Source organism: Gilliamella sp. Gris1-4, assembly GCF_001690335.1.
Taxonomy (GTDB): Bacteria; Pseudomonadota; Gammaproteobacteria; order Enterobacterales; family Orbaceae; genus Gilliamella; species Gilliamella apicola_P.
In genome coordinates this window covers 47502-67828 of the sequence record NZ_LZHA01000004.1, presented here as the reverse complement: position 1 = coordinate 67828, position 20327 = coordinate 47502, and the positions used below count along the sequence as shown (strand labels likewise).

17 protein-coding genes, 2 tRNA genes and 2 pseudogenes are annotated in these 20327 nt (G+C 35.4%); 12 read left to right on the top strand and 9 right to left on the bottom strand.

The features are described from left to right. From A9G31_RS11690 to A9G31_RS00475, 3 genes are all read left to right on the top strand, one after another. Positions 1 to 1198: hypothetical protein (locus A9G31_RS11690; protein ID WP_176700323.1), on the top strand; the 1198-nt coding region annotated here is incomplete at its 5' end. A gap of 361 nt (positions 1199 to 1559) precedes the next feature. Continuing rightward, positions 1560 to 2561 carry a zinc transporter ZntB gene (zntB, locus tag A9G31_RS00480; protein WP_176700322.1) on the top strand — a complete coding sequence of 334 codons (1002 nt, stop codon included), beginning with the start codon at positions 1560 to 1562 and terminating at the stop codon, positions 2559 to 2561. A gap of 143 nt (positions 2562 to 2704) precedes the next feature. Beyond that, positions 2705 to 4597, top strand: a complete 1893-nt coding sequence (locus A9G31_RS00475) for a DNA topoisomerase III (RefSeq protein ID WP_065559947.1) — start codon at positions 2705 to 2707, stop codon at positions 4595 to 4597. A gap of 110 nt (positions 4598 to 4707) precedes the next feature. On the opposite strand, the gene A9G31_RS00470 is transcribed toward A9G31_RS00475, so the two are convergent. Next, a complete protein-coding gene (locus A9G31_RS00470; RefSeq protein ID WP_065559946.1) occupies positions 4708 to 5385 on the bottom strand; it encodes a hypothetical protein in 678 nt (225 codons plus the stop codon). A gap of 709 nt (positions 5386 to 6094) precedes the next feature. On the opposite strand from A9G31_RS00470, the gene mgtA reads away from it, so the two are divergent. Continuing rightward, the gene (gene mgtA / locus A9G31_RS00465; protein WP_065559945.1) at positions 6095 to 8803 is read left to right on the top strand and encodes a magnesium-translocating P-type ATPase; all 2709 of its coding nucleotides are present in this window, start codon (positions 6095 to 6097) and stop codon (positions 8801 to 8803) included. 306 nt (positions 8804 to 9109) lie between these two features. On the opposite strand, the gene A9G31_RS00460 is transcribed toward mgtA, so the two are convergent. After that, on the bottom strand, positions 9110 to 9331 hold the full coding sequence (locus tag A9G31_RS00460; protein WP_034914830.1) for a YdcH family protein: 222 nt from the start codon (positions 9329 to 9331) through the stop codon (positions 9110 to 9112). A 168-nt stretch (positions 9332 to 9499) separates the two neighbouring features. On the opposite strand from A9G31_RS00460, the gene A9G31_RS00455 reads away from it, so the two are divergent. Continuing rightward, positions 9500 to 11023 (top strand): helicase HerA-like C-terminal domain-containing protein, encoded by a 1524-nt coding sequence (locus tag A9G31_RS00455; protein ID WP_065559944.1) that lies wholly within the window; start codon positions 9500 to 9502, stop codon positions 11021 to 11023. Positions 11024 to 11071: 48 nt separating this feature from the next. Further along, positions 11072 to 12157 carry an AI-2E family transporter gene (locus A9G31_RS00450; protein WP_065559943.1) on the top strand — a complete coding sequence of 362 codons (1086 nt, stop codon included), beginning with the start codon at positions 11072 to 11074 and terminating at the stop codon, positions 12155 to 12157. 24 nt (positions 12158 to 12181) lie between these two features. On the opposite strand, the gene bcp is transcribed toward A9G31_RS00450, so the two are convergent. Then, positions 12182 to 12658: a thioredoxin-dependent thiol peroxidase gene (gene bcp / locus A9G31_RS00445; protein WP_065559949.1), complete on the bottom strand. Its 477-nt coding sequence runs from the start codon at positions 12656 to 12658 to the stop codon at positions 12182 to 12184. 54 nt (positions 12659 to 12712) lie between these two features. Beyond that, complete coding sequence (gene hemL / locus A9G31_RS00440) at positions 12713 to 14005, bottom strand: glutamate-1-semialdehyde 2,1-aminomutase (protein WP_065559942.1); 1293 nt, start codon at positions 14003 to 14005, stop codon at positions 12713 to 12715. Positions 14006 to 14164: 159 nt separating this feature from the next. On the opposite strand from hemL, the gene erpA reads away from it, so the two are divergent. From erpA to A9G31_RS00420, 4 genes are all read left to right on the top strand, one after another. After that, complete coding sequence (gene erpA, locus A9G31_RS00435) at positions 14165 to 14503, top strand: iron-sulfur cluster insertion protein ErpA (protein ID WP_034914816.1); 339 nt, start codon at positions 14165 to 14167, stop codon at positions 14501 to 14503. Positions 14504 to 14713: 210 nt separating this feature from the next. Continuing rightward, positions 14714 to 14801: transfer RNA gene (locus tag A9G31_RS00430), tRNA-Leu, on the top strand. 17 nt (positions 14802 to 14818) lie between these two features. Further along, positions 14819 to 14894 (top strand) — tRNA-Gly (locus A9G31_RS00425). A gap of 257 nt (positions 14895 to 15151) precedes the next feature. Continuing rightward, on the top strand, positions 15152 to 15571 hold the full coding sequence (locus A9G31_RS00420) for an Arm DNA-binding domain-containing protein (protein ID WP_065559941.1): 420 nt from the start codon (positions 15152 to 15154) through the stop codon (positions 15569 to 15571). Positions 15572 to 16066: 495 nt separating this feature from the next. Here A9G31_RS00420 and A9G31_RS00415 read toward each other — a convergent pair whose 3' ends face one another. Together A9G31_RS00415 and A9G31_RS00410 are read right to left on the bottom strand one after the other, a co-directional pair. After that, positions 16067 to 16459: a type II toxin-antitoxin system VapC family toxin gene (locus tag A9G31_RS00415; RefSeq protein ID WP_065559940.1), complete on the bottom strand. Its 393-nt coding sequence runs from the start codon at positions 16457 to 16459 to the stop codon at positions 16067 to 16069. Beyond that, positions 16456 to 16716 carry an antitoxin gene (locus A9G31_RS00410; RefSeq protein WP_065559939.1) on the bottom strand — a complete coding sequence of 87 codons (261 nt, stop codon included), beginning with the start codon at positions 16714 to 16716 and terminating at the stop codon, positions 16456 to 16458. The genes A9G31_RS00415 and A9G31_RS00410 overlap by 4 nt, the downstream gene beginning before the upstream one ends. A 383-nt stretch (positions 16717 to 17099) precedes the next feature. Here A9G31_RS00410 and A9G31_RS12060 point away from each other — a divergent pair. After that, positions 17100 to 17272: pseudogene (locus A9G31_RS12060) on the top strand (integrase core domain-containing protein); the annotation flags it as partial. A 41-nt stretch (positions 17273 to 17313) separates the two neighbouring features. On the opposite strand, the pseudogene A9G31_RS11305 reads toward A9G31_RS12060, so the two are convergent. The 3 genes and pseudogenes from A9G31_RS11305 to A9G31_RS00395 form a co-directional block, all read right to left on the bottom strand. After that, a pseudogene (locus A9G31_RS11305) lies at positions 17314 to 17579 on the bottom strand (IS3 family transposase); the annotation flags it as partial. A gap of 136 nt (positions 17580 to 17715) precedes the next feature. Continuing rightward, positions 17716 to 17907 carry a hypothetical protein gene (locus A9G31_RS00400; protein ID WP_065559937.1) on the bottom strand — a complete coding sequence of 64 codons (192 nt, stop codon included), beginning with the start codon at positions 17905 to 17907 and terminating at the stop codon, positions 17716 to 17718. An 18-nt stretch (positions 17908 to 17925) separates the two neighbouring features. Continuing rightward, positions 17926 to 18381 carry a helix-turn-helix domain-containing protein gene (locus A9G31_RS00395; RefSeq protein WP_141671310.1) on the bottom strand — a complete coding sequence of 152 codons (456 nt, stop codon included), beginning with the start codon at positions 18379 to 18381 and terminating at the stop codon, positions 17926 to 17928. A 177-nt stretch (positions 18382 to 18558) separates the two neighbouring features. Between A9G31_RS00395 and A9G31_RS00390 the strand changes: the two genes are divergently transcribed. Next, positions 18559 to 20220, top strand: a complete 1662-nt coding sequence (locus A9G31_RS00390) for a hypothetical protein (RefSeq protein WP_065559935.1) — start codon at positions 18559 to 18561, stop codon at positions 20218 to 20220. Positions 20221 to 20327 lie beyond the last annotated feature (107 nt).

Here is a 20327-nt window from a genome sequence, read left to right as displayed (position 1 = left end):
GATAATGTTACCAAGTGGAAATTATACATTTAATGATATTCATACGGTATTGCCATCGGGTGCAACATCTATTAGTTTAAATAGTCTAATCAGCCAAGGGAAGTGGGGAGATGATGATGGGGATGGTCAGGGTACAAATGGTGTTACTGCAACAGGGAGTATATCGTTAGCAATAAAGGATAAAAACGGTAGCACGGTTAATCGTAGTGATACATTAGATATATGTAAAGCGCCTTATAAGGTCACTTTAGATAGTACAGGGGGAAGTTTAACTACACAGTATGGAGTGCCAAATAGTAGTCGTTTTTACGGAGGCTCAGCGGTTTATTATATCACTTTGCCGTCACAGCCGGTTATTTGTTCGGTCAGGCCGAATCTAGTCTATGGCACAGACAGCTTCGCAGGCCCATCTAACATATGGAGTCCTACTAAGGGTTTTTTAACTCAATCAACAAACCCATCATCTTACGACAGAAACTTTCCAACGACTGGAGCAGATGGATTGTATTTTGATTTGGATATAGGTGGTATTGACGGAGGTCAGTTGAGTTGGACAGTTAATACAAGTGGTAGTCTAGGGGCAACGGTGAGATGGACAAGGCCGTTAACAGGGACATTCACATCCCCAGATAACCGTACTATCCAAGCTGATAATTGGATTACAGATAAATCAAAAAATGTAGCACGGGTAACGTTGAGAGGTCCTAGGGCAAGTAGTAGTCAGATAAGTTCAAGTAGTCCAGGTTCATTAGCACGTCCAGTTTTGCCACAGACCTTCGAGTTGGTCGGTAGGGATAGTAATGGTAATGAGGTGAGGTATGGATTTGTATTAAGGCAGTGGTTCGTCAATCAGGGTAATCAAAGTAAACGTTATAGTGACCAATCAGCATGGTGTAATAGTTTGGGTTATCGATTGTCTAGGGTAAGTGATTTAACCAATGCGGTCAAAACAGATAATCTTCCTATTTCAGGCGCAGCCCCTAGTTCATCAGATAATTATTACCAGCGTCACATAGGGGCAGGATTTTTCACGGAGTGGGGTTTCATGCTCGACTACGCTGCTGCGGGCTTCGTCAACGGCTACTACTGGACGAGTGACGCAACGGGTAGCAACCAGTTCCTTGTCCACTCCGACTACGGCTACGTCAACAGCGCCAGTGCCAGCTACAGCTTTTATGCTGTTTGCACCGCACCTTAGTTCTTAGCGTTTAGTCCTTAATCCTTACGGCGCGGGGGTGGTTATGGTGCTTGAGAGGATAATATAACAAAGAATCAAGCCCCCGCGTAAGTTGGGGCGTTTTCCCTTAGGGTTGCGCCGTTGTGGCAAAGCCACAATAGCGCCGCCCCCCGTCCGAAGTTGAAAGTTTGCGCTTTTGTTTTTTAACAGCAAAAGCGTTTTTTCTGAAAATTAAAAATCACCGCAACAAATAGAATCTTTATAATTATTGTACAACTCAACTCTATTTAATACCTTAGCAAAATAATTAAACTGTAATTGATGGCTCCAATTTAAGCTTAATTCAGTATATAATTTCAGAAAACAATAAATGGTATCGATAATGAATAATCAAAATAGTGTAAATTCTATTTCTGTTTCACATCTTTTAGAAGCTAATCCAGCTTTTTGTTGCCAGTTAGATGGTAAAGGTAAAGCGCTACCACTTAATGAACACAGTGAACCTTCAATTTCACAACCATTTTGGATTCATTTAGATTTTGCTAAACAAGAAACCATCAATTGGGTAAATAATACAAATCTAGTTCCAGATTTGATTAAAAATGAATTGCTAAAACCTAAGCAAATATCCAAGGAAATTCGTTTTGAGTCGGGTGTTTTAGTAGTTTTAAAAGGTGTTAATTTTGTTCCCAATGAGCTTCCCGATCCTATTGTTACCTTTCGTTTTTATATAACTGATAACATGATTATTTCAACACGGCATCAACAAATTTCGGCTATTGCTGAATTAAAAGATCATCTAGAAAAGGGAATTGGTCCTGTAGATGTAGCGGATTGGTTGATTCAAATGTCTGATTTAATTAGTGATCAAGTTAATTTATCTTTTGATAGTGTTCACAATAAAATCATTAAGTTAGAGGAATCGGTTTTAAACCAACGTATTTTTTCTTATAAAGAGATCGGTCGCGTTCGTAAACAGTTGATCGTCTTACGCCGATTGTTATCACCACAACGCGATATTTTTGTAAAAATTTCGACTGAAAGAATATCGTGGATTGACGATAACGATCGCCAACGCTTGCATGATATTTCCTATCAACAAAATCATTATGTATCCGATATTGATAGCTGTTTATTAAGAATAGCTTCAATTATGGAACAAATTAATAGCTTCTTGGCTGAATCAACCAATAAAAGAATCTATTTAATGTCACTCTTTACCATAATTTTTACACCCATTACGTTTTTAACCAGTTTGCTTGGTGTCAATTTAGCCGGCATTCCTTTTAGTAGTGAAGGTTGGTCTTTTGTAGGGTTAATATTATTGCTTGTTATTATTTGTGTTATTTCGGTTATTTGGCTTAAATACAAAAAATGGTGGTAATAAAGCATCTTTAAAAATGGATGAAAATTTATGAATGTTTATAAAGTTGGGTATAAGGATATAATTGACTTTTTATTTAAAACCATAAAATTAATACTGATTCAAACTTATCTTGTTTGAAATTTTAATGAATAATTATTCTTATGCAAACTAATCAATCTTATCGTTTATTTATTGCCGAAAAGCCCAGCTTAGCAAGGGCTATCGCTGACGTATTACCTAAACCTCATCAAAAAGGTAATGGTTTTATTAAAGCAAGTAATGGTGATGTGGTTAGTTGGTGTATTGGTCATCTCCTTGAGCAAGCTACACCAGAAGTTTATGATCCTCGATATAAAAAATGGGTGATTAATGATTTACCCATAGTGCCTGAAAAATGGATATTAATGCCTAAAGGCAATACAGAAAAACAATTTAATATTTTGGTAAATTTGATTAAGTCAGCAGAGCAGATAGTACATGCTGGTGACCCAGATAGGGAAGGGCAGTTGCTAGTAGATGAAGTTTTAAATTATTGTCAATTATCACCAGATAAACGCAAAGCAATTCAACGCTGTTTAATTAGCGATTTGAATGCTAGCGCGGTTGAAAAATCATTGCAACAATTACGTAACAATCAAGATTTTATTCCTTTATCAACCTCGGCATTAGCAAGAGCTCGAGCCGATTGGCTATATGGCATTAATATGAGTCGTCTTTGTACCATTGTTGGTCAAAAAAACGGTTATCAAGGTGTTTTATCAATTGGGCGAGTACAAACCCCTATTTTAGGGTTAGTGGTTAGACGAGATTTAGAGATAGCGCAATTTGCACCTAAACCATTTTATGAAGTTTTTGCAGTGCTACAAACCAAAAATAATGAAATTTTCAAAGCCAAATGGCAACCTAGCGAAGCTTGCTCGCCTTACCAGGATGAAGAAGGGCGTGTTTTAGTTAAAAAATTGGCCGAAAATGTTTGTCAGCGTATTAATAATCAATCAGGAACAATTGATAAAGTTAGCAATAAAAAGAAAGAACTTGCGCCACCAATGCCATTTAATTTATCGGCACTGCAAATTGAGATGGCTAAAAAAAATGGGCTGAGCGCTCAAGATGTGCTTGATATTTGTCAATCGTTATATGAAAAACACAAATTAATTACCTATCCAAGATCAGACTGTCGCTTTTTGCCTGAAGAACACTTGAAACAAATTACAGGTGTAAAGTCTGCCATTGAAAATAATTGCCCAGAATTGCAAACCGCAATTAGTAATGCTAATTATACTTTACGCACTAAAGCTTGGAATGATAAAAAAGTAGAGGCGCACCACGCTATTATTCCGACGTTGCGTAAAGCTAAAATGGAAAACTTAACTGATAATGAAAAGGCGGTTTATCAAGTTGTGGCAACGCAATATTTAGCTCAATTTTATCCAGCATATAAATATGCTGAATTGCAAATTGATGTTGATATCCAAGGTGGAAAATTTATTTCTAAAGCTAACCAAATGCTTGATGAAGGTTGGAAGGTTTTATTTAGAACTAAAAACTTTCAAGCTCAAACCGATATTGATGATAATGAAAGTAATGGTTTATTAACTAAATTAGTTAAAAAGGGCGAAACAGTGCAATGTATTGATACTGAACTGGTTAGCAAAGAAACCCAACCACCAAGGCCATTTACCGATGCAACATTGTTGTCTGCGATGACAGGGATTGCCAGATTTGTTAAAGATCCCGAAATCAAAAAAATACTACGCGAAACAGATGGTTTAGGTACAGAAGCAACAAGGGCTGGTATTATAGAATTGTTATTTAAACGTCAATTTTTAACTCGTCAAGGCAAAGCAATTCGCTCAACCGAGGTAGGTAAAAATCTGATTTTATCACTACCAGATATAATGTCGATGCCAGATATGACTGCCCATTGGGAATTGCAATTAAATGAAATTAGCAAAAAAGAGTTTTCGTATCAACAATTTATGCATCAACTTAATTTATCACTGTTAGATCTTGTTAATCAGTTAAAAAATGCAAGATTGAATATTCAAGGTTAATCTCCATATAATAAATAGGATGAACAGTAGTAATACTGTTCATCCTATTTATTAATATAATCATATTACAGACTAGCTGAATAATAATTTTAAATTTGTTGACGATTTTGTTATTTTTTTTGCTCGGTTGTTTCTTCTAAAATATCGGTGTTCAATCTATTTTTCTCTTTGGTTATTTTGGCTAACTCATTATTTGCTCTTTGTAAAAAGTTCTTATCTTTTAGAATTGAAAAATAGGTTTTTAGGCGTTTAATTGGTTCTATAGCAAAACGAAATAGAGCTATAATTATGATAAAGCTTGTCAAAATAGCAATAATAACATTAATTATCCAAGGTGAGCTCACGGCCGTAATAACGTTAGATAGCAACATAATTAATGCGACAATAAATGCAATACCACTAAATACAACTTCTTTAATTAAATAGGGCTTAAGTGGTGTAATACGATTTTGTGTAATTTTAAAGTAGTGCGTTAATAAGTCTAATTGAGTGAGTTCAATAAGATTATGAGCATCAGCATTTACTAGTGAAATAGCGATACTTTCTTTATCGATATTACCAGCTTGATAAAAACAGACTTTTTCCCAAATTAGTTTCTTTTTTATATTATTTAAATAATCTATTTGATATTTGGGTTGAGGTGTTTTCCCTAAAATATCGGCATATTTAATAATATTATCAAAATAGTCATTTTGAGTACGTTTTTTTAAAATAAATATGGCAAAAGAAAGTACAAAAATAATTACCAAATTGAACCAATTATCATGGAGTAATTCAGATAGTTCCATTTTAAATATTCACGTTAATTAATAGTGCAGTAATTGTATCTTATATTAGGTAGTAGGGGTATCTGTTCTAAATGAAAATGAAGATAAAAGCGCCGATAAGTGCTGTTTTTCAACAACTGTGTTTCTTTTTTTGTTAGATGGGTTGACTTCTTCATCCTAAAGGCGTATAAAGAGCCCGCCTTTTGAGCTTTTCTTCCTTTTTTAGCTATTTGGAAGTTAAAAACGAGGGTGAAGGGAAGTTGAAATATAAAGTGAAGAGTTCAATTTACAGGAGAAATATGGACACTCAATCGGGTCACCCCAAGACTAGGGGAGACAAATTTAAACACATCATTATCGGTTAATGAACCTGTCTAAATAACCATTTTTTCAGTTCACAAACCGAAATTGATAAAACGGTAACGGTGAACGATATGTATTTTTTTACACGCTATCACACAAATTCAAAACACCAATGCGCGCAAAGTTTAATGGTGCGTGTTTTACATCTTTCAGAAAAACATTTAGAACCACCGAGTTGTATCTAAATTCTTAATTAATTCTGTTGCTAATTAAATTTAATGCTAAGCCCAAGCTATACAAAATAGCTTTACAGGCTAATTTTGCTATGCACTAAATTTTAGCTAATCACAAAATTTAATTATTTATTGTTATTTAGTAACAATAAGTTGGCCTACTTTTGCCAAAATTATGAATATAGGTACTTATGATGACAAAAAATACATCAAAAACTAAAGCACAAAATAGTGTGGATATTAAAGCTATCAACGAAGCCCAAAGTAGTCTTGATAGTATTTTAGCTAAATTTCAATCTAGCCTTTCAGGATTAACACAAGAAAGTGCAAAGTCGAGAATTGAAACATATGGAAAAAATGAAGTCGCACGCGAAAAGGTACCATCAGTTTTAATACAACTATTAATGGCGTTTAATAATCCATTTATATTTGTATTATTAGCGTTAGCTATTGTCAGTTTTGTGACTGATTTTTGGTTACCTTTGCAAAATGGTGAAGAGACAGATTTAACCAGTATTATCATTATTCTAACTATGGTATCACTGAGTGGATTATTGCGTTTTTGGCAGGAATTTAGATCGAACAAAGCGGCTGAAGCGTTAAAATCGATGATTCGCACAACAGCAACGGTGCTAAGACGTGCGCATAAAGATATGAGCCCAGAACGTATTGAGATTCCATTAAGTGAAATTGTTCCTGGAGATATTGTTTACTTGTCGGCTGGAGACATGATCCCGGCAGATATTCGATTGATTGAATCTCGGGATTTATTTGTTAGCCAAGCTGTATTAACAGGCGAATCGATTCCTGTTGAAAAGTACGACACATTAGGTGCTGTAACACAAAAAACATCCGATAATATCGAAACATCAAACATCAACAAAGATAATTTGCTTGATGTTAATAACATTTGTTACATGGGAACAAACGTTGTTAGTGGAACCGCCACAGCCATTGTTGTTGCAACAGGGGGGGATACTCATTTTGGCTCATTGGCAAAATCAATTGTGGGATCTCGTGCTGAAACTTCGTTTGATCGTGGTGTTAATAGCGTTAGTTGGTTGCTTATTCGATTTATGCTAATTATGGTGCCAATTGTATTTTTTATTAATGGTTTTTCAAAAAATGATTGGGGCGATGCTGCGCTTTTTGCATTAGCCGTGGCTGTTGGCTTGACGCCAGAAATGTTACCAATGATTGTGAGCGCTAATCTAGCAAAAGGCGCTGTTGGTATGGCAAAACGTAAAGTGGTTGTTAAAAGGCTCAACGCAATCCAAAATTTTGGGGCGATGGATATTTTATGCACTGACAAAACGGGGACATTAACACAAGATAAAATCATTTTAGAGCATCACCTTGATATAAAAGGTCAAGTCGATTCATCTGTTTTGGAACTTGCATGGCTTAACAGTTATTATCAAAGCGGTATGAAAAACTTAATGGATAAAGCGATTATTCGTTTTGCCGAAGAAAAGACCAGTATGAAAAAGGTTGGTGTTAGCTTATATAAAAAAATTGATGAATTACCATTTGATTTTGTACGCCGACGTTTATCGGTGGTAGTACAAAATGGTGATGATAACCATTTGATGATTTGTAAAGGCGCAGTTGAAGAAATGCTGTCTATTGCTAGTTACGTTTATGAAAATGGCGAATATTTACCATTAAATGATGAACGTAAACAAGCCTTGATCGCATTAGCACATGAATATAATAAAGAAGGCTTTAGAGTGTTAGCCGTTGGCGTAAAAAATATTCCGGCAAGTGAAACAAAACCACAATACACCGTGCAGGACGAAACTGCGCTCGCCATTCGTGGCTTTTTAACTTTTTTAGATCCACCAAAAGAAAGCGCATTCGAAGCTATTTCAGCATTGAATGAGCATGGTGTGGGAGTTAAAGTTTTAACCGGTGATAACGAAATCATCACTATTAAAGTTTGTCGAGAAGTTGGTTTAGAACCTGGCACGCCATTACTTGGCACTGAAATTGAAAAAATGGATGATGCCGAGCTAAAAAAACAGATCGAACAGCACACTATTTTTGCGAAATTAACACCGTTGCAAAAATCGCGAATTATTCGATTGTTGCAAGATAATGGGCATACTGTTGGTTTTTTAGGCGATGGTATTAACGATGCACCAGCACTTCGCGATGCCGATGTAGGGATTTCGGTAGATACTGCAACCGACATCGCTAAAGAATCTGCTGATATTATTTTACTTGAAAAAAGCCTAATGGTTTTAGAAGAAGGTGTAATATGTGGCCGCGAGACCTTTGGCAATATCATGAAATATCTAAACATGACAGCAAGTTCTAATTTTGGCAATATTTTTTCAGTATTGGTTGCTAGTGCGTTTCTACCATTTTTACCTATGCTAGCGATACATTTACTTATTCAAAACTTATTGTATGATATTTCACAACTCTCATTGCCATGGGACAAAATGGACAATGAATTTTTACAAAAACCACGTAAATGGAATGCGTTGAACATTAGACGTTTTATGATTTGGATTGGACCCACATCGTCTATTTTTGATATCACAACTTACGCATTAATGTGGTTTGTATTTAGTGCTAATAGTGTTGAAGCTCAATCACTATTTCATTCAGGATGGTTTATTGAAGGGTTATTATCGCAAACTTTGGTTGTGCACATGCTAAGAACACAAAAAATTCCATTTGTGCAAAGCACGGCGGCATTTCCTGTTATTGTGATGACTTTGTTAGTTATGGCTATTGGTATTTATATTCCGTTTTCTCCACTAAGTGGGTTAATTGGACTACAACCATTACCTTGGTCATACTTTCCATGGCTTTTAGCAACCCTATTTAGCTATTGCTGCGTTGCACAATTAATGAAACGTATCTATATCAAACGTTTTGGACAATGGTTTTAATTAACTAATAATAGCTAAGTGATACTGATATCGCTTAGCTAATTTAAGAAGTATGTATTCAAAAAATACTAAAAATCAAAATATTAAATATAAAATAATAACAAAGGAAATAATCTATGAAAACACCACATAAAAATTTAATTATGCTAATCAAAAGCCGAAAACAAAAAAAAGCTCAAGCACAATTAAGTAATTAAATATAAAATAGTTAGCGCAATGATTTTAAGTTAATGCATAATAAAAAACCCCAATTATTGGGGTTTTTGTTTAATTGTTTATTAGGTTAAAAAACGATTAATTAAAAGTTTAGATAATTTCAGACGCTTTTTTTAAAATTTCATGAATTTCGTCTTTAATTTTAAGTTTCTGTTTTTTCAATGCCTCTATTGTTTCAGCGGTATTGACAATAATTCCAGATTCAATGTTTTTAATTTTTTGGTCGAGCTCATTATGTTGGTCGAACAATTTTTGAAAACGTAAATCGGTATTTTTTAATTTAGAAATTAATTCTCGATATTCTGGAAACATAGTGCCTCCTTATATGGGCTAGTTAGAATAATAACAATAGCAGCTATTGCTAATTCAGAATACAATATTATATGTAGCATTAATAGAAAAATTGTTTTAATAGCCAAATATATTTTTATAACAAAACTGTTTTAATTGCAAAGTAAAAAACAACAAGGGAGTTATTCCATGAGTGAGTCGATTGTAGTTGCCAAAAATCATGGTAAAGATTTATCAATTATTGCTGCATTAGCTAATCGTCATGGTTTAATTACTGGCGCAACCGGTACAGGTAAAACAGTGACATTACAAAAAATGGCAGAAGGTTTTTCAAAAATAGGTGTACCTGTCTTTCTTGCTGATGTTAAAGGCGACCTAACTGGGATTGGTGAAAAGGGGATATTAACTGAAAAACTACAAGCTCGTTTAGCGAGTATTGAAGTTGATAATTGGCAACCAGACTCGTCACCGATTGAATTATGGGATGTATTTGCTGAAAAAGGGATCCCCGTTCGTAGCACTGTGTCAGATATAGGGCCTATTTTGCTTGGCCGGTTACTCGATTTAAATAACGTTCAAGCAGGGGTTTTACAGTTAGTATTTAAAATTGCTGATGATAATGGTTTATTATTAATTGATTTTAAAGATCTTCGAGCATTAATACAATTTGTTGGTGGTAACGCTAAAAAATTTACCACACAATATGGAAACATTTCATTATCGTCAATTGGTGCAATCCAACGTGGATTGTTAACTCTAGAACAACAAGGTGCCGAATTTTTCCTTGGTGAACCAATGCTTAACATTCAAGATTTAATGCAAGTTAATCCTGAAGGTTACGGTATAATTAACATCTTATCGGCCGAAAAGTTATATAACTCGCCAAAATTATATTCAGTCTTTTTATTATGGTTATTGTCAGAACTTTTTGAGCACTTGCCAGAAGTAGGTGATCTTGATAAGCCGAAACTTGTCTTCTTTTTTGATGAAGCTCACTTACTTTTCAATGACATTTCGCCTGCATTATTAGCAAAAATAGAACAAGTGGTGCGTTTAATTCGTTCTAAAGGAGTAGGAGTTTATTTTTCTTCTCAGAATCCGAGTGATATTCCTGATACAGTTTTAGGGCAATTAGGTAATCGCGTGCAACATGCCTTACGCGCATTTACCCCAAAAGATCAAAAAGCTGTAAAAACAGCCGCCCAAACTATGCGTGCCAATCCAAGTTTTGATACTGAAAAAGCAATAATGGAATTAGGCGTTGGTGAAGCCCTTATCTCGTTTTTAGATGAAAAAGGCCGCCCAAACATGGTTGAACGTGGTTATGTTATTGCACCGAGTTCAAAAATGGGGCCAATGTTGCCAGAAGATCAATCAACTCTTATTCGCCAATCTCTTTTTTACAACAAATACGCACAAACCATAGATCGACAATCCGCTTATGAAATACTGAAAAATGGATTTTCGTTAAATAACCAATCCGATCAAAACAGCAATGGTAGCGATACAAAAATAGACGATGATACATACAATAAACAAAATAATGGTGGATTGCTAAATTTTTTAAGTACTCTCCTTTTTGGTACTAAGGGGCCAAGAGGTGGACAACACGATGGTATCACCCAAAAAATAGCCAAAAGCGCAACAAGGCAAGTTGTTAATCAAATCGGCAAACAGATTACCCGTGGTATATTGGGTGGTTTAAAAAAATAATCAAAACGAAGTTATTACTTAAAAAGTCAGCAAAATAGGAGTATTTTAATGTTAAAAATGTTCATAGAATGGTATAAAAAACGCTTTAGCGATCCGCATGTCGTCTCGCTAATTGCTGTTATTGTTGGCTTGTTTATTATTATCTATTTTTTCAATAAAATTCTTCTGCCAGTTTTAATTGCAATTGTGCTATCTTATTTACTTGATAGGCCTGTTAATTTCCTGCATAAAAAAAACATACCAAGAACACTGGCTGTTGTAATAGTGTTACTGCTTTTCTTAATGATTGTATTAGTCGGATTTATGATTTTATTACCATTAATTTGGCAACAGAGCGTTAGCTTAATCACTAATATTCCAAACATGCTAAATTTTGCTAACAACTTCTTAACCACTTTGCCCGAACACTACCCTGAACTAATTGATGTTGGCTTATTCGACTCGATCATCCAAGGTATTACCAATAAAGTTGTACAAACGGGTAATTCGTTATTGCAATTTTCCATTGTGTCTTTATTAGGGCTTGTTTCTATTGCAATTAATGCGGTATTAATACCAATAATGATGTTCTTTTTATTAAAAGACAAAGCAAAAATATGGGGATATTGCTCAAAAATTTTACCCAAAAATCGAACAATTTTAGACAAAGTTGCTGCAGAAATGGATACGCAAATATCTAATTATATAGTAGGCAATGTATTGCATATAATTATTTTATCCATTTGTGTCTATATTCCTTTTTGGTATTTTGGTCTAGATTATGGTCTTTTATTAGCTGTTCTTGTTGGTGTGTCGGTATTAGTGCCTTACGTTGGCATTATCATTTCAAGTATTCCGGTGGTATTAATTGCCTTATTTCAATGGGGATTAAGCGCACAATTTGGTTATTTATTGTTTTTCTATGTATTAATACAAGCATTAGATGGTAATTTATTGGTACCTTGCTTATTTTCTGAAAAACTTAATTTACATCCATTAGTTATTATTTTAGCGGTAATTGTGTTTGGTGGTTTATGGGGATTTTGGGGAATATTTTTTGCAATACCTTTGGCTACATTGGTTAAAGCAATTATAAATGCATGGCCAAAATCAGACGAATTAAATACTATCAATAGCGAAGTAAAAGCAGATTAATGGTTAATCTGCTTTTAATCAGAACTATTTGCTGTGTTTTTTAAGATAGTCTAAAACTACTTCGTGATGATTAGCGGTTTTGAAATCATCAAACACTTTTTCGATTTTACCGTCTTTGCCAATTAAAAAGCTTATACGGTGAATCCCATCGTAGGTTTTTCCCATAAACTCTTTTTCGCCCCAAGTACCAAATGCTTGAGCAACTTCATGATTTTCGTCAGAAAGCAGCGTGAAATTTAACAGCTCTTTTTCGATAAATCGAGATAATTTCTCAGGTTTATCGGTACTTATACCAAGGATCACCACATTATATTTTTTGAACTCATCAGAACAATCTCGCAAATTACATGCTTGCACAGTGCAACCAGGTGTCATCGCTTTTGGGTAAAAATAAATTAAAACACGTTTGCCTTTAAAGTCATTCAAGCCTACAAGCTCGCCATCTTGGTCTGGCAACGAAAATTGTGGTGCTTTTTCACCTTCTTTAAGTGGGTTAACCATATAATTATTACCTATTTTAATTTTTTCATTAGAAATATAAAAAGTGTCATACATTTAAACTAAGTTATTAAAAAAACGACTTGCTGCATCAATGGTGTGATTGATCTCTTTTTCTGTGTGCTTAAGTGACATGAAACCAGCTTCGAAAGCCGACGGTGCAAAATAAACACCTTCATTTAGCATATGATGATAGAATTTTTTGAATAATTCAATATCACATTGCATCACATCTTGATAACTGGTTACTTCAGAAGCAGTTGTAAAAAACAATCCAAACATCCCACCTGCATAATTCACCACTAATGGTACATTATGTTTTTTAGCTACCGACAATAAACCATCGGCAAGTGATGCAGTTTTATCTTCTAACTCTTGATAGATCCCAACTTCCATTAACTTGGTTAACGTTGTGTAACCCGCAGCCATTGCAACGGGATTACCTGAAAGCGTTCCAGCTTGGTATATTGGACCAGTTGGTGCTAATTGCATCATAATATCCGCACGACCACCAAACGCTCCAACAGGCATACCTCCACCAATAATTTTGCCTAAACAAGTTAAATCGGGCACAACATCATAATAATCTTGAGCACCGCCAAGAGCGACTCTAAAGCCCGTCATCACTTCGTCAATGATCAATAATGCACCATACTTATCGCAAAGTGTTCGTAAACCGTGTAAAAACTCTTTTTTTGCTGGCACGCAATTCATATTGCCAGCAACTGGCTCAATAATGATGGCGGCAATTTGGTCGGGATATTGCTCAAATTGTTTTTTGACCGATTCTAAATTGTTATAATCACAAACTAAGGTATGTTTAACAAAATCATCAGGTACACCTGGTGAAGTCGGGTGACCAAAAGTAAGGGCACCAGACCCCGCTTTAACTAACAAATAATCTGCATGACCGTGATAACAACCTTCAAACTTAATAATCTTATCACGTCCAGTAAAACCACGTGCAACACGGATGGCACTCATGGTCGCTTCAGTTCCCGAATTTACCATTCGCACCATTTCAATTGAAGGCATTAATTGCGTGACTAAATTAGCAACTTTGGTTTCAATTTCGGTTGGTGCACCATAACTCAAACCGTTATGAACAGCGTTAATTACCGCATTGGCTACATCGGGATCATTGTGTCCAAGGATCATCGGCCCCCAAGAACCGACATAATCGATGTAGGCTCTTTCGTCCACATCATAAATATACGCACCGTTTGCACGCTCGATAAATAAAGGTGAGCCACCAACGCCATTAAAGGCGCGAACAGGCGAATTAACGCCACCAGGCATAACTGATTGAGCCTGATGATAAAGTTTTTCTGATTTGAAATTGTTTAGCATAATCGAGATAATCTCTCTAGAAAATTTTGTTGTATTTATTCATAAAATCAAAATAAATTCAAGCTAGCTATGAGAAATTTATTCAATAGAAGTTTTCTATTTTGTATTTTCATTTGGCAAAGGTATATAATACAAAGATCAATATATTAGGAGAAGAATATGAGCGATGCTTTACCGATTAACTTTACTGATGCTGCAGCCAACAAAGTTAAATCATTAGTTACTGAAGAAGAGAACCCAAACCTAAAATTAAGGGTGTATATAACAGGCGGTGGTTGTAGTGGATTTCAGTATGGTTTTACTTTCGATGAAAAAGTAAACGAAGATGACTTAGCTATTGAAAAAAATGGTGTATCTTTAGTTATCGATCCCATGAGCTTACAATATCTAGTTGGTGGTACCATCGATTATGTAGAAGGTTTACAAGGCTCTCGGTTTGTGGTTGATAATCCCAATGCAACAACAACATGTGGTTGCGGTTCATCTTTCAGTGTTTAAGCCATATTTAAGTTTTAAAAATACCAATAACGTTATGGTAAGATAATAAACCATAACTTTAACTTTTATAGAAAGATTAATAAAAGCCATAAAAAGTGACAAACATTGAGCAGTTAAACAATAATTTTTAATTTTTAGTTGACGGCAAAATTAAGATGGGTAAAATGCACTGCATTCGAAACGCAGTTACCTTTTGGTAATAAGTTTTGAGCCCGGGTGGTGAAATCGGTAGACACAAGGGATTTAAAATCCCTCGGCCTTTTTGGCCGTGCGAGTTCAAGTCTCGCCCCGGGCACCACTAAAAACAACTTTCATGCGGGAATAGCTCAGTTGGTAGAGCACGACCTTGCCAAGGTCGGGGTCGCGAGTTCGAACCTCGTTTCCCGCTCCAATATAACTTCCATAAAAGTCACACCACAGTGTGAAAATATAGTAATTTCCATATATAAAATGTTTTTTTTCCAATATAGAGCTCATTAATCCAGTATCTTCCGTGAATATTTAGTCCAAAAATCAGTCCTATATGCGCTTTTTGGGGACTAGTCCAAAAAGTATGTTATTGTTATAAAGATATTTTTTCAAAATATTTGTCTAAATTTTGACTAGCTATCCTTAGGTTCATTTATTAATAACATAAGGAGTTTATATATGGCTTTACTATCTGATTTCAAAATTGAAGAAGCAAAAATAAAAGAAAAGGAATATACCTTAAAAGATGGTGATAGGTTATTTCTTAATATTCATCCAAATGGTTCAAAATATTGGCTATTTCGTTTTTCTTGGAATGGCAAACAAACTCGTATGTCTTTTGGTGTGTATCCCAGCGCTGACATAAAAAAAGCTAGGCATTTATACACCGAGGCTCGAAATAAATTATCCAATGGTACGGATCCTAGATTGGCGAAAAACGGGACTGATGTTAAATCAATAGTTTCAGACCCAACAAATAAAATCTCATTTGCTGAGCTTTGGCTTACATTTAAATTAAAAAAATTGAATGCAAGACCATCTAGGGAAAAAAGAATAACGGCCGAGGTAGTACAGAAGTACTGTCACGATAATAACTGATGTCTGCATACTCAAGCTATACAGTAGTAAGCAGACCATAAATAATGATTGTTTGATTCTCATAAATTGCCTTTGTTAAAATTGCAATATCTGAGATTTAAACGTAATTAACCCTTATAAACGAGGATAAATAGAAAATGAGGTATGTTTATTTAATAATTTAGAGGGATGCAATTCATTTCTGCCCAATAAAAAATATTTATTAATTGTGGTAAATGATATTTTATTTAATGAATATTTCGACAATAAAATCTTAGCTTATTCTAATTCTTATCTTAGCGTCAATATTAATGCAGTCAGGACAAACATTGTTAAGATTTTCTCCCCAAGAACTCATGTCTTGATTTGGCCAGAATGAGCCGTACACATCACAATCGCATTCAATTTTCTTCGGAGTTAGTGCAAACTCAAAATACTCATCTTTTTAAGCTGAAAGCACCCATCAAAAATAGGTGCTTTCATTCTTATTTATCATATCAAATAATTTTGAGATTGCTATTTAGACCAATCATCCAAACGAAGATTTGGTACTTGACTAAAAGCCTTGTCATTAGTTATTAAAGTGGCATTTATAGCAAAGGCATGAGCTGCGATCATCATATCTAAAGGTGCAAGTACTTTACCTTGACTCATCATGTTTGCTCTTAATTTGCCATAATCATTAGCTACATTTACATCCCAAGGTAATACATCAATATTATTGATAAAACCTTTAATAATTGCTTCAAGCCTTAAATTAGATCTCTTAGATAATCCAAAATTTAACTCACCTAAGGTAACTGAAGATATGCATACCTGAGACATTCGCACACTAGTTAAATTTTGAATAAAAATTTGATTATTCTTAATAAAACAAGTGACTGCATTAGTATCAAGCATATATCTCATAAATTAATTCCCTCTAACGGATCTCTATCATGCTCTCCTTGTGCCCGCTCTTCAGGACTTAGAAAGTCATCTGGAACATCAGTGGCTGCAATTAATTTTAAGAGATCAGACCAATCATCAGATTTTTTTGATAAAATAACGTCCCCTGTTATTGGGTCTTTTTTTACGAAAACTTCTTTTGCATCGAATCTAAACTCAGCAGGTAAACGAACGGCTTGACTGCGACCTGACATAAAAATTTTAGCTGTTTGTGTCATACTTACCTCTACATGGTATCTATCTTGATAGATACCATATTATGATGCTATATCAATTAAGTCAATTATTGAATAATTCTATTCCACTTTAGTACTATCAAAAATGTAAATCAGTGAAACTATTTTTCTAAGATGCACAATAACTTCCCTTATGATTGGGTATGTTGCTCATCCTCTTGCTAATAATTGCGCCAAATGTCTTTAAAAGAAGACTCAGAAAAATCAAGTTCAGCGGATAAATTTTGAACAAAAAAGCTCCAAGAGCATTGTTGTTACTTTGTTTTTTGTTCATTTATAGACTTTGATGAATATTTTTAATACAAATAAAGTAGTTATAAAAAGCATTAAGATACTTAGAACTATTGATTTTATTTAAAAATAATCGATTTAATCGTACCTATCGTACTGGAGTACTCGATTTATATCTTTTTAACAACTTAGCGCAAGCAAGGAGAATAACTGAAGAATGGTTAACGTTTATAACACCGAAAGACCGCATGAGGCGTTAAATAACATGACACCGATTGAGTATAAAACACTAAAACAAGCAGCTTAATTTTCTACGTGAGTTGTGTGCTAAGTTTGGGGTATTTACATTAATATAGGTGATAAATACAGTTTTTTACTTCCCCTTTAAACTCAGTTGCATCTGTTACCCATTTCTGACCAGGTTTAGTCGCCTTAAAATCACGGTTTAATAGATTGGGTACAGCACCAAGACGACCTTTATAAGAACGATATTTCTTTCCTCTTATCAAGGATTTTAATCCCATTTCTTTCATTAAACGTAGCACCTTTTTATGATTCACAATGACATTCTGATTATGTAATTCAGCCGTAATTCGTCGATAACCATAGCGACTAAAGTTATCTTCATAAATCTTGATAATAAGTGCTTTTAATTCACTATTTTAAGCCGAATCGTGATAGTAAAAAGTACTTCGCGACAAACCTGATGCGCTAAGCAATTTATTTAAGGGGTATTTTTTCCTTAATTAATCAACTATTTGATACTTTTCTTTTTTCCAATCTCTTTTGTCGAAGTAAGGCATCCAACTTTTTTAGATAAGCCACCTCCACTTCAAGGTCACTGACCATTTCGAGCAATTCTTCTTTTGTTTTTTCACTATTTTTTTTAACTTTTTGAGCCATTTTTTTATCCGCTTTTCCCTGTGGTGGATTCGGTGTCATTGAAAAAACTGTTTTGCCCTATTTTTGGTATATTTTAAACCAGCGACCTACATGTCCAAAGTGGATATCAAACGCCAAAGCAGTTTTATTTTGTGAAAGATGATTGCCTATAAAATACCTGACCACTTTGTATTTAAACTCTGGAGAAAAACACCTTGGTTTTGTGACGGGTTTTAGTCCTTCAATTCCTTTTCTTCTATATAAATTTACCCAACATTCAACTGTATTAGCAGGCATTTGGAAGCGTCGGGCGGTTAAACCATAACCATCATTACTATTGAAATAATGTTCAATAACTTGTTTTTTAAAATCGAATGTATATTTTTTTGCCATAGTTTTATTCCCAAAAGTAGATTTAAACAATCCAACTTTTGGGGGGCAGTTCATTAATTCCCTGACTCGGACGTGATCACAACAGCTATTTTTATCACCCAAACGTCCGAAACCACCGTACCCAAACAAAACAAACTCCAAACTTACCCGCTAACAATTCTTTACAATAAATCAACAAAAAAAGTGGCGCATTATTTATCATCAAGTTATAATTTTTAAGCTTATTCAGGCAAGGAATCGCTCATTAATTAAGTGAGCGGACATAAAAATTTAGAAAAAACAAGAAATTACTTAACAAGGAGATAAAAATGCATTACCATGGTTGGCATCTGGCATCTGGCATCTGGCATCTGGCATCTGGCATCTGGCATCTGGCATCTGGCCTGCCAAACCTATGCCCTAAATCTTATTGATTCGCACGGTGGTCAAAATAGGGCGCCACAGTTATTTTCATCATCGAAGTCATTTCGCGTAGCGAAATCGACGCCGTCATCGGCAAAATCTTCGGCAAAATTATCGCCGATATCCAAGTGGTTATTAAAACCGCTATTACAATCCAAACCGCCATTATTGTTTAGGCCTTCATTGTTATCTAAATCGGCATTGTTCTTTGCGCCATTGTTGTTGTCATATACGCAGGGAACAGAGGCGTTAACGGTAAATACAACCAATACTATTCACGGTAGTGGACCATATTTAACGTTTGATGGGGGTAGAACTAAGGTAACTGATATAGATAATTTATTGTATATAGAATTGCCAGATGGAAGCCGTATCACTCGGTCAACTAACTCATCGAGTGCTACAAATCCGATAAGGTTACCTAGTGGTAATTTTACCTTTAATGATATTCATATGGCAATACCGTCGGGTACAACAACGACAAGTTTAGATACTCTAATAATTCAAGGGAAGTGGGGAGATGATGATGGAGATGGACAGGGAGTTAATGGAGTAATAGGACTAGGGAATATATCGTTAACAATACAGGATAAAGATGGCAGTGCCGTTAATCGTGGTGATGCATTAAGTGTATGTAAAGCTCCTTATAAGGTAACCTTAAGTAGTTCAGGGGGGAGTTTAACTACACATTATGGTTTGCCAAAGAAAAGTACATTTAATGGAGGTGTTGTAGAGTATTACATCAAGCCGGATTCTTCTGGTAGTTGTTACTTTTTGCCATCGGTCATGCCGAATTTGTTGTATGGTGGCACAAATAATTCTAGCGACGACCCACGTTTTGCCGGTCCATCTAACATATGGAGTCCTACTAAGGGCTTTTTAGTTCAATCAACGAGTCCATCATCTTACGACCAAAATTTTCCAACAACAGGAGCAGATGGTTTGTATTTTAATTTGGGCATAGATGGGCTTGATGCAAGTCAGTTGAGTTGGACAGTTAAGACAAGTGGTAGTCTAGGAGCAACGGTGAGTAGGGTTGGTTCAAACACACGGGTAACGTTGCATGGTCCTAGGGCTGATAGTAGTCAAATAAGCTCAAGAAATCCTAGTCCACTAACACGTCCATCTTTGCCACAGACATTTGAGTTGGTCGGTAGGGATAGTAATGGTAATGAGGTGAGGTATGGATTTGTGTTGAAGCAGTGGTTCGTCCATCGTAATCAAAAAACTAACCATTCTAATCAAACAGCATGGTGTAATAGTTTGGGTTATCGGATGCCTAAAGTAAGTGATTTAACCAATGCGGTTTGTTCTGGTTGGGAGGCAAACAGTTCTTGTCAAGGTGTAGCAAGCGCCACGCCGTCGTCTAGTAATAATGTTTACAAGCGTCACATTGGGGCTGGGTTTTTCACGGAGTGGGGCGCCATGTACGGCTACGCTGATGCGGGCTTCGCCTACGGCGTCTACTGGGCGAGTGACTATATGAATAGCTACCGGTTCGCTGTCGGCGGGGTCTCCGGCACCATCGACAGCAGCCTCGCTAGCACTAGCTTTTATGCTGTTTGCACCACACCTTAGTTCTTAGCGTTTATTTCTTAATCCTTAGGCCTCAGGGGTAGTTATGGTGCCTGAGAGGACAATCTAACAAAGAATAAAGCCCCCGCGTAAGTTGGGGCGTTTTCCTT